Annotated in this window: 7 protein-coding genes; 1 reads left to right on the top strand and 6 read right to left on the bottom strand. The window is 49.0% G+C overall.

Annotation, left to right across the window (positions count from 1 at the left end):
* Positions 1-243 precede the first annotated feature (243 nt).
* Together R6U67_RS14945 and R6U67_RS14950 are read right to left on the bottom strand one after the other, a co-directional pair.
* Positions 244-477, bottom strand: coding sequence for a photosystem I reaction center subunit IV (locus tag R6U67_RS14945; RefSeq protein WP_410253288.1), 234 nt, complete (start codon positions 475-477; stop codon positions 244-246).
* Positions 478-757: 280 nt separating this feature from the next.
* Positions 758-1,411, bottom strand: a complete 654-nt coding sequence (locus R6U67_RS14950) for an SH3 domain-containing protein (protein ID WP_410253289.1) — start codon at positions 1,409-1,411, stop codon at positions 758-760.
* Positions 1,412-1,755: 344 nt separating this feature from the next.
* Here R6U67_RS14950 and R6U67_RS14955 point away from each other — a divergent pair, with 344 nt between their 5' ends.
* A complete protein-coding gene (locus R6U67_RS14955; RefSeq protein WP_410253290.1) occupies positions 1,756-2,475 on the top strand; it encodes a heme oxygenase (biliverdin-producing) in 720 nt (239 codons plus the stop codon).
* Positions 2,476-2,535: 60 nt separating this feature from the next.
* Here the strand turns inward: R6U67_RS14955 and queG are convergent, their stop codons facing one another.
* The 4 genes from queG to R6U67_RS14975 all read right to left on the bottom strand — a co-directional run bounded on the left by queG (position 2,536) and on the right by R6U67_RS14975 (position 9,764).
* Positions 2,536-3,537, bottom strand: a complete 1,002-nt coding sequence (gene queG, locus R6U67_RS14960) for a tRNA epoxyqueuosine(34) reductase QueG (RefSeq protein ID WP_410253291.1) — start codon at positions 3,535-3,537, stop codon at positions 2,536-2,538.
* Positions 3,534-4,850, bottom strand: a complete 1,317-nt coding sequence (locus R6U67_RS14965; RefSeq protein WP_410253292.1) for a response regulator — start codon at positions 4,848-4,850, stop codon at positions 3,534-3,536. Before R6U67_RS14965 ends, queG begins: the two co-directional genes overlap by 4 nt.
* A gap of 587 nt (positions 4,851-5,437) precedes the next feature.
* Positions 5,438-8,938 (bottom strand): response regulator, encoded by a 3,501-nt coding sequence (locus R6U67_RS14970; protein ID WP_410253293.1) that lies wholly within the window; start codon positions 8,936-8,938, stop codon positions 5,438-5,440.
* A gap of 139 nt (positions 8,939-9,077) precedes the next feature.
* A complete protein-coding gene (locus R6U67_RS14975; protein ID WP_410253294.1) occupies positions 9,078-9,764 on the bottom strand; it encodes a Crp/Fnr family transcriptional regulator in 687 nt (228 codons plus the stop codon).
* Positions 9,765-10,298: the final 534 nt, after the last annotated feature.

Here is a 10,298-nt window from a genome sequence, read left to right on the forward strand (position 1 = left end):
CCCCTCCCAAGAGGGGATGGCAAGAGGCAAGAGGCATAACCCACCCCTGACCCCTCCCAAGAGGGGATGGCAAGAGGCAAGAGGCATAACCCACCCCTGACCCCTCCCAAGAGGGGATAGCCATAGTTACTTGAACGGCTATCTTGCCCAATGACAAAGGGGTTAGCGATTTGCATGAAAACGCTAACCCCTATTTTGCCATCTTAACGCTGGATTCCCAGCTTGAGAGATGGTCAAGGTTGGTTATTTTTTCTTCTTCTTGGCGGGGGGAGCAACTTCTTCCAATTCTTCAAGAGCGAAGTTATTGGTGTTTACACCACCAGCTGCACCGCTGAAACCGTTGTAGTTCACTTTGTCGAAGCGAACGATCGCCGGGTAGCGGATTCCGCTTTGGTCGATAGTGGCGACGGTACCGAGATCCTTATACCAATAGGATTCTTTACGGAGAATCCGCACTGTAGAACCACGTTGAATCATAGTTTTTTCTCTGTTGATTGTAATGAACCCGATCAGAGGCGAGGGCTAAGACTCAGAGGGAAGACTCCTTCTGAACCTTTGGCCGTCGCGAACCGATGTTAAAGGATTATTTTCCAGGGTACTACTGACTCTGCCTTCTGAGGCGGTTTGGCGTTTTAAGTTTTGTTGCAGGGAACAGGGAACAGGGAACAGGGAACAGGGAACACCGGAACAGGGAACACCGGAACAGGGAACAGGGAACAGGGAACACCGGAACAGGGAACAGGGAATAGGCAAGAGTTTAGAGGCAGGCACCTAAATTACTTACACCATTGCCAAAGCCGTTGGAAACATAGCCGTTAAACGGGGCGGTAATCTCAATCCATTGGCGGTCATCGGAGGCGACAATGGGGCGAATCGGTAGGCGAACGCGAATTTCTTGATTCATCTCTACTCCACCTAGAATAGAGGCGTTCAAGGAGGGGGCTTGGCGCACGGTGAGTCCTTCGTCGTGAATCACCCGACGACAGGCGTTTCCGTCTCTCGGACCCGAGTCGGTCATCGGGGCGACGTCTGGGGAACCGGGCGCATCCCACAGAAAGGCTTGACAGCGATTGAGGTGACTGCTTCCGGGGGGGCCGTTGTCCACATAGCCCTGGGCCGGGAAACTCACCGCTAACCAACTGTTGCCTTCGGGGCCGAGAATGGCCTCGGCGTTGGGGGCTAAGCGTAGGCGTTCGTTGGGGGCCACGTTGGCGATCGCACGGGAGTCGGGGCTAGGATCTAACCGGATGGCCAGTCCGCGATCGAGGTTGGTCGAGACTTGACGACAGAGGGGATCGACCTCTTGAGCTAATCTCAGGGAAGACGGGGACGGAGGAACCGCGAGGCTACTGGAGCTTGCAGCCCCGAGCGCGAGGAAGACAACCGAGACATAAGCAGCGAGTTTCACCATAAACAAGGCTCAACGACGGGTTAGGCAGTCCTGTACGGGTCAATTCTACGCGCAACTGAGCGAGTTTCCAACTCAACTCTCGTGTTTGAGTCTGGCTTCCCTGGGGGCGATCGCCGTAAGAACCGTTAAAAATTCTTAATAAAAATTCTCATCAAATTGATCTACTGTAATCAGAGTAGATTCAGGCGTTTTGTCTCTGTTGTGCGTCACTTTTGTGGTTCAGGTGTTGCCTATTGTCTCGATTTAACTTGTCTCGATTTAACGTGACCGTTTAACGTGACCGTACGCCATCTTGAATGCGCCGTAATGCGCCAAAGGAAAAATTATAGCATTTTTGTTTTAGTATGACCAGTAATCTCGCAACAAAACTCCGAGAAGGCACGAAAAAGTCTCACACCATGGCTGAGAATGTGGGCTTTATCAAATGTTTCCTCAAAGGAACCGTTGAAAAGAACTCCTATCGCAAGTTGGCGACCAACTTTTACTTCGTCTATTCCGCTATGGAAGAAGAAATGGAACGCCACCGGGAGCATCCCGTATTATCCAAACTGTACTATCCTCAACTCAACCGTAAGGAGAGTTTAGAACAGGATCTTCATTACTATTTTGGTCCCAACTGGCGGGATATGGTTCAACCCTCAGAAGGAGGACAAGGCTATGTCAACCGCATCCGTGAGGTCTCCAACAGCGAACCGGAACTCTTAGTGGCTCATTGCTACACTCGCTATCTCGGCGACCTCTCCGGCGGTCAAATCCTGAAAAATATCGCCCAAAAAGCGATGGGATTGCAGGATGGCGAAGGAACGGCATTCTATGAGTTCCAGGATATTCCTGATGAGAAAGCCTTTAAGGCTGAATATCGTCAAGCGATGGACAGTTTACCCATTGATGAGGCTCAAGCCGATCGCATTGTCGATGAGGCTAACGATGCCTTCAAACTGAATATGGTCATGTTTGAAGAACTCGAAGGGAATCTCATCAAAGCCGTCGGTCAGATGCTGTTTAACTCCCTAACTCGCCGTCGTTCTCGCAACACCAACGAACCGGCTACGGTGAATAGTTAGTGACGTTTTAACGGTCACTGAATGGTCACGGCTTAGAGTCGTTCACTCACGCTTCATCGCTCAAACCTCGTCTGTCGTGGACGGGGTTTTTTGTGTCTTGTTGGCGGCTTGGCTGTTACGTCGCCACATGGCCGGTTTGATACGTCGCAGGGCCGAGGCCCGGAACCGCTGATCCCAGTCGTCCTCCGATAAGTTGGCTAACTCAGACCCGCTGGGGTTGAGGTTTTGCGGGTAGGGTTCAAATTCGGCCACATCTGTGGTTTGGGCAAATCGCTGATTCCAGGGACATACATCCTGACAGATATCACAGCCAGCCACCCAGCCGTTGAGGGTGTTGGCGATGTCATCGGGGAGGCGATCGCGGCGGTTTTCGATGGTGTGATAGGCTAAGCAACGATTAGCATCGACCACGGTAGGACGGACGATCGCCTCGGTGGGACAGGCATCCAGGCAACGAGTACAGGTCCCACAATGGTCCGTATGGGGGCGATCGGCCTCTAAGGGGAGATTCGTTAACACTTCCCCCAGAAACACCCAAGAGCCATAGTCTCGTGTAATCAGATTGCCGTTTTTTGCAATCCAACCCAGTCCCGCTCGTTCGGCCCAGACTTTATCCTGAACTGGGCCGGTATCGGCATAGTATTTGGCCTGAATCCCCTCGCCTGAAGCCTCCAACCAGCGAGAGAGTTGCTTAAGCCTACGATGAAGCACTCGGTGATAGTCACGGCCCCAGGCGTAGCGGGAAATTTTGACGGTATCATCGCTTTCATCGCCTTCATCACCTTCAGAGGGGTGATGCTCCGTGTAATAGTTTAAGGCCACCGCAATCACCGATCGCACCCCCGGTAACACCTGGCGTATATCTTGCCGTTTTGGGTTCGCCATCCAGGCCATATCGGCTTGATAGCCTTGATTGAGCCAAGTTTGCAGGTGATGGACGGCTTCGGTTTCCCCCGCATCGGCTTGGGGAGGAACCACCGCAATCCCGGCCCGATGAAATCCCAGATTGAAGGCCTGTTCCAGAATGTCGTGGCGGTTGGGAGCGTTAACAAACTGACTCATGACTGACTTTTGGCTTGGTGAGGAGTGGGGGCGATGGTTTGTTGAATGGGAATCTCAATCACAAACTCGACGCGATCGCCCTCTACTCGACAGTGTAGCTGACCGCCATGTTTCTCGGTAATAATCTGATGGCTAATGGACAAGCCCATCCCTGTCCCCTTTCCTCGCGGCTTGGTGGTGAAAAACGGCTCAAAGAGATGATCCTGAACCTCTGGGGACATGGTTCCGCCATTATTGGCGATCGTGATGGCCACCTGGTCCCCCTCAATAGCCGTCCGAATATCAATACGGGGAATCCAATCCTGAGGCTGACGTGATGCGGATTCATCTAACGCATCAATGGCATTACTAAGAATGTTCGTAAAAACTTGATTGAGTTGCCCACTTGAACAGTCAATCAAGGGCAATTCACCATAGATTTTCTTGACCTGAATATCGCGACGAAACGATTTCGCTTTAATCCGGTTACTCAAAATCAATAAGGTACTCTCGATCCCCTCATGGATATTAATCGACTCAAATTGAGTTTCATTGGCACGGGAAAAGGTTTTTAGGGATTTAATAATCCCCTGAATTCGACCCGCTCCGACCTCCATCGATTTGAGCAACTTCGGCAAGTCTTCTTTGAGAAACTCAAAATCAATCTCTTCCGCAAATGCCTCAACATCAGGATTCACTGTTGGGGTTTTCTCCTGATACAGTCGTAATAACTCCAGCAAATCCGCAATATATTCTTTGGCGTGGCTGAGATTCCCATGAATAAAGTTAACCGGATTGTTAATCTCATGAGCGACGCCTGCCACCAATTGACCCAATGATGACATTTTCTCATTTTGAACCAGTTGCACTTGAGCTTTCTGCAAACTGTCTAATGCTTCTGATAATTCTGCGGTTCGCTCTTTGACTTGACGGTCTAAGTTATGATTAAGATGATACAGTTCCAGATGAACGTTGACCCGAGCTAGGACTTCTTCTTGCTGAAATGGCTTGGTAATATAATCAACAGCCCCCAAACTCAGTCCCTTAACTTTATCAACCGTGTCTGACAGAGCCGTCATAAAAATAATCGGAATCTGAGCGGTTTCAGGATTGGCTTTGAGTTGGCGACAGGTTTCAAAGCCATCGATTCCTGGCATCATAACATCTAACAAAATTAGATTTGGAGGTTTATAGCCAACTTGTTCAAGGGCGGTTTCTCCATCGAGAGCAACCGCCACTTGATAGTTGGCACTGGTGAGAGCTTCTGATAATACTGCTAGATTGGTTGGAGTATCATCAACAATTAGAATAATGTCAGATTCCGAGGTAGGCATGGAACACAAAAAGCAGAGCAACAACAAGTAGATTAAGCATGAGACAAGCTCAGGACAAAACTTTCGGCAATCTCAAGATAACTCAATCAATAGACTCGAATTATAGCCGTTTTTACTATAATTCTTTTGTGTCTTCTGAGGGTTTATCTCCTTTTTACCACATAATTCAACGGCTTGTCTCATTTTTGGGTATTTTGCAAGATTCAAATCTTATACCATTTTTCAAAATGCTTGCCATCTGACACCGAGGAGGGCGAACGGCCGTTCTACAGACATCTATGGCACGACTTCTGAAAATTGGTATTGATTCTCAACCTATCTCCCACCGATTTAGTTAATATACCTCCTCGCATCAGCGATCGCCCTGTTCACCAAAATACGATATTCAAGCGCTATTCAAGCTCTATAGAAGCGATATATAAGGGGGTCTTGATGGGTCTTCTGGGTTCAGGGTAATCAGCCAAATTTATGGTGGATTACATCCGTTACTAGAGGGGCGAAAATCCCCTCCTAGGAGGGGTCAGGGGTGGGTTCCCCCACACTGTTGTATCAAAGGCAACCAATGACACCGTATATCCTGAAGACCCTTATTGATCGCGAAATTTTTCTAAAATCTCACGAATTTTCTTGATCTGAAACTCACGCGCCAACTGTTCAATTTGATCCGAAAATCCCCGATAGTCTGAATTCCGTTCCCGTAACTGTTGAACGCCCTCAACAACACGGTTTAGCAACCCTTGTCGTGCTAAGTCAAGCAGTAACTCAATCTCATCTTTGGGGGGAGCCTGAAACTCACCATCCTCGATAGACTCTAGGCGACTGTCAGTGCTTTTAGTGTCTGGGGTTTGCTGTTCATATTTCCAAGTAATCTCGATATTTTGAGAGATTTTTTGTAGCAGTTCATCCGCCTGAACGGGTTTAGGCAGAAAATCATCACCGCCAGCCGCTAAACTCTTATGTTGATCAATGGCCAAAACACTGGCGGAGGAGACAATGGTGGGGGTGGTTTTCACCTTGGGATGCTGGCGTAACTGTTTTAATAACTCGTAGCCATCGGTTTCAGGCATGGCTAAGTCGGTAATCACTAAATCCGGTTGATGCTCAAGAATACTATCAAATCCTTCCTGGCCATCACTCGCTTCAATCACCTCAAATCCTAATGGTATTAAAAGATTGACAATGACAGAGCGATTTTCCCAACGATCATCGACAATGAGAACGGTGCGGCGATCGCCCTCATAGCCAACAATTTTACCCGATACAGACTGAGTGGCTCCATCAACCCAATCATCGGCTCGTTCAAGAACCGCAATGAAGCTAAAGCGACTGCCTTGTCCGGGGGTACTGGTGACCTCAATCGGACTTTCCATTAAGTCTAAAATTTGGCGTGTAATTGCTAACCCTAACCCTGTTCCTTCGGCGTGTTTTTTGCCCTCACCAACTTGTTCAAAGGGCAGAAAAATCTTTTCAATTTGCTCGTTTGTCATGCCAATTCCGGTATCAGTAATCTCAAAACGAATCCGATAAATCGATGGTTCTAGTTCGGATACTGTATCGGGTTGAGAATCTGTCTCAGCTTTCAGTGATTCTAGGACTTCTACCTGTAAACAAACACTACCTTTTTCGGTGAATTTAATGGCATTCCCCAGGAGGTTAATTAAAACTTGCCGTAAGCGTTTTTCATCTGCCTTAACCCCAGTGGGTAAATGAGGATCGGCGACGTAGTAGAACTCAATTTTTTGGGACTGCGATCGCACCCGGCAGATTTCCACCACCCCTTGCAAGAACGCCGGAAAATGAAACTCATTGGGGTGCAATTCCATTTTACCCGCTTCAATTTTAGACAAATCCAAAATATCGTTAATCAGCGTCAATAAATGGGCACCACATTGCTGTATAATCTCGACTCCATGTAAATCTTGTCCCGTCAAACGCGATGATCGCTGCAAAATTTGGGCATAGCCTAAAATGCCATTTAACGGCGTTCGTAACTCATGACTCATGCTGGCCAAGAAATCACTTTTAGCGTGATTCGCCATATCCGCGAGTTCCATCGCCTGTTGTAGTTCAGCAGTTCGCTCCTGAACCCGCTGTTCGAGTTCCGTCGCCCAATTGCGGAGTCGTTCTTCGGAACGTCGTAGAGCTTCTTGAGCCTGTTTTTGCGTCGTCACATCTCGCAAAATTGCCAGATAGTCCCGAGATGACTCGGTTTCTAACACCGAAATTCCGACTTCTACCGTTCCTTGCTCTGAGCCTCGTTTAAACTCCTGTTCACTAAGACGAGGAGCCGTCTCAATCACGGTCGGAAAATTGGGTAAATATTCCGAGAGTGGTCGAGTCAGCAGTTCAAATCCCGGTAAATTAAATAAGGCACTGGCGGCGGGGTTGACTTGCTGAATCGTACCTTGGTTATCGAGAACCATAATGGCATCTTCAGCAATGCGAAAGAGGAGTTGAGAGCGATCGCGGGCCTCAACGATCGCCTCAGCTTGAGGTAAACTCGTCCAACAGGCGATCGCCACCCCAATAAAGCTCACCGTCAACAACAACAACACCAACAAATTCGCCGACACATCCGCCAACACCGTTGTATCAGTGACCGATCGCATCAAAATCTGAACCTGCCAACTCACGAAGGCCGCCCCACAGAGAAGAACCAGCAACACTCCCACCTGAACCGCCACAAAATTCTGGAAATTTTCCCCCATTTGTCGGCGATAAAAGCGAATCCACCAATCCGTTTGAAACAGAAAAAAGCGATTGCGGGCGATCGCCGCATCAAACATCAACACCACAACCGGAAAGGCTAACCCCAACGCTAAATCCCAGCCACTCCACATCAAGCCACCGACGACTAACACCGTGGCTTCTACAATGAAAAATAGCAACGACCAACGGGGAAGCCAGGATACCGCCGTTCCCCGTTTGAGCCACATTCCCAAATGCAGCAGCATGGTACTCGAAAGATAGCCCGTTCCCGTCACCATCACCACCCGTTCCACATCGCCCCACAACAGACAGAGAAGACTCAGGATAAAGGTAAAGGTTAACCCCGGGCCAAACGCTCCCCGTCGAGACACCACGGCGAAGACTGGGGAGAGATAGCGATCGCGGGACAGTTGATACAACACTCGCGGCGTTAACGCCACCGCCGTCGCCGAACTCAGGAGACAACCGGCGGCAATCAAAAACGTCACCAACACCGGGGCCGCATTACCCCAGAAGGGACGAGACACCGCCACCAACTGCACAAAAGTATTACTCCCCAACTCCGGATTCGTGGCCAGACGCATCAACAGCCAGGACCCCCCGGCATAGATAATCGGCAGCAGAATCGCCGCAAACTTCAAACTTCGTAGAGTCTGATGAGGCTTCGGGTTATCGGCAATAAATCCCGAAGCCGTCTCGCAGCCGTAGGCCGCATATACCGCCAAAAAATACCATCTGGCCCAATCGCCAACGGCAAACCCTTGCCACTGACTCGGGAAAAACCCAGGACTTTGAGGAGAAATCGCGAGCCAGCCGAGGCCCTGAGTACAAAAGACGAGGAAAAATCCTACCGCTGGTAAGACAAAAAATAGATGAAGGATGCTGATTGCTCGGGTTCCGCTGTAGGCGACGACAAACGGTAACGCCGTGAAAATGATTCGTAAGACCCCTTCAGGAGCATTTAGTCCTAGACTTTCAAGGTTGGCTGAAATCAACCCCGCCAAAACAATGCCATTCATCGAAGGAACGGACACCCAACCCAAAAAATAACCAATTGCCCCGTAACGAGCTAAAAATGGCTGATTTTCTAGCAGTTTGGTGATGTAGTTGGGCGTTCCTCCCGATAGATTAGGATAGTGGCTGCCGAGATGTTTAACTTGGAGATTATAGATCACGCCAATCGCAGCGGCTACCAGCCAAACCCAAATCACCGGCTGTCCTAAATCAGCATTCGAGGCTGGCCCAGGGCCAAGCCAGAGTAATAAACCACTCAAACCAAATCCCCAAACCTCCAAAACACTGAGAAGTCGAGGTAACTTGAGACGAGGAAGTTCGGGGTGGGATCGGGATGTCGGTACAGCCGTGAGCCAGCTAAACATGAGAACACGCAAAATCAGAACGGAAGGCCAATCTCAGCCATCTTTCAGGGATCTGTGGCTAGATGAGATTGTTGGACAATAGGTTAAGGGCTATCGTAACCGAAAAACTGTTTCATGCAAACTTTATCGGGTTGAATCTCTAGTTAATGTCTTTGTTACCGTCTGCTAACCGCTGTAAGCCATCGCGATCGCAAATCTGAATCTGTCTAGCCTCAATTTCAATTAGGTTAGCCTGAGTTAGCTTGGCAAAAGTCCGGGATAAGGTTTCCGGAATTGTTCCCAAAAAGGCTGCTAACTGTCCTTTGGCTAAATCCAGTTCGAGGCGATCGCTCCCCTGGCGATCGCTCAATTCCAGTAAATAGCCGGCTAACCGACTCGATACATCTTTCAGAGACAGGGTATCAATGAGATTGGCAAAGCGACGTAGGTGTCGCGACAAACTCGCCAGGAGGTGAAAGGCTAAACTGGGGTATTGTTCGACTAAGGCGAGTAAGGCTTGATTGGGGATCAGCAGCAGTTGTGTTTTTTCTAAGGCTGATGCTGACGCCGGATAATAGCCTCCATCAAACGCGGGAACTTCGGCAAAGCGATCGCCCTCTTCAAACCAATGTAAAATCTGCTCTTTGCCATCGGCAGACATTTTATAGACTTTGACTCGTCCCGACTGAACGAGGAAAAAGCCTAAACAGCGATCGCCTTCTAAAAAAATGGGATCGCCGCGATCGTACTTCAGAGGTTTAGCAATGGTCGCCATAGCACGAAGTTGTGAATCTGGCAAGTCTTTAAACAAGTCTAATCCCGCCAAAAAATCTAAAATATCTTGCATTTTCAATCCAAATTATCGTTAATCAAGTGATATCTTGTTCTGGCATTTCCAAACAACCGCCAAAAAAACAAGTCTCTACATTATTCCCCATTTCCCCCCTCTTGCCTCTTGCCTGTTCCCTGTTCCCTGTTCCCTATTCCCTGTTCCCTTCTTGATCTAAGTCAAAGACAGCCCCCCAGCCCTGGCCCTAAGCTAAACCTAAGCAATCAGTGAGGGATGTCCACCATGTTTTGTAGCCAATGCGAACAAACCACCCGAGGCGAAGGCTGTTTCAACTGGGGAGCTTGCGGCAAAAGCCCCGATGTTGACGCCCTGCAAGACCTACCAAAAATTTTGGGGTTAGAGCCTCGCCCTTCTAGGGCGACTTTTTGATTGCATATTTCAACAATCCGTGCTAGCCTAAAAAATAAGGTGTCGTTTTTAGGTAATGATTCACCTCACATACCAGTACAAGCTTGCGCCCACTCAACAGCAGCTCACGGTGAGTTTTTGAGGATTCTGAAGTGGGTGTGCTGGAAACGTGGTGTCTTTTAC

It is taken from the genome of Sodalinema sp. (assembly GCF_046483825.1).
GTDB lineage: Bacteria > Cyanobacteriota > Cyanobacteriia > Cyanobacteriales > Geitlerinemataceae > Sodalinema.

What these genes read in the sequence shown, in the direction of transcription:
- R6U67_RS14955 (WP_410253290.1), top strand. Translation starts at nt 1,756, where the DNA reads ATGACCAGTAATCTCGCAACAAAACTCCGAGAAGGCACGAAAAAGTCT.
- R6U67_RS14975 (WP_410253294.1), bottom strand. Translation starts at nt 9,764, where the DNA reads ATGCAAGATATTTTAGATTTTTTGGCGGGATTAGACTTGTTTAAAGAC.
- queG (WP_410253291.1), bottom strand. Translation starts at nt 3,537, where the DNA reads ATGAGTCAGTTTGTTAACGCTCCCAACCGCCACGACATTCTGGAACAG.
- R6U67_RS14945 (WP_410253288.1), bottom strand. Translation starts at nt 477, where the DNA reads ATGATTCAACGTGGTTCTACAGTGCGGATTCTCCGTAAAGAATCCTAT.
- R6U67_RS14965 (WP_410253292.1), bottom strand. Translation starts at nt 4,850, where the DNA reads ATGCCTACCTCGGAATCTGACATTATTCTAATTGTTGATGATACTCCA.
- R6U67_RS14970 (WP_410253293.1), bottom strand. Translation starts at nt 8,938, where the DNA reads ATGTTTAGCTGGCTCACGGCTGTACCGACATCCCGATCCCACCCCGAA.
- R6U67_RS14950 (WP_410253289.1), bottom strand. Translation starts at nt 1,411, where the DNA reads ATGGTGAAACTCGCTGCTTATGTCTCGGTTGTCTTCCTCGCGCTCGGG.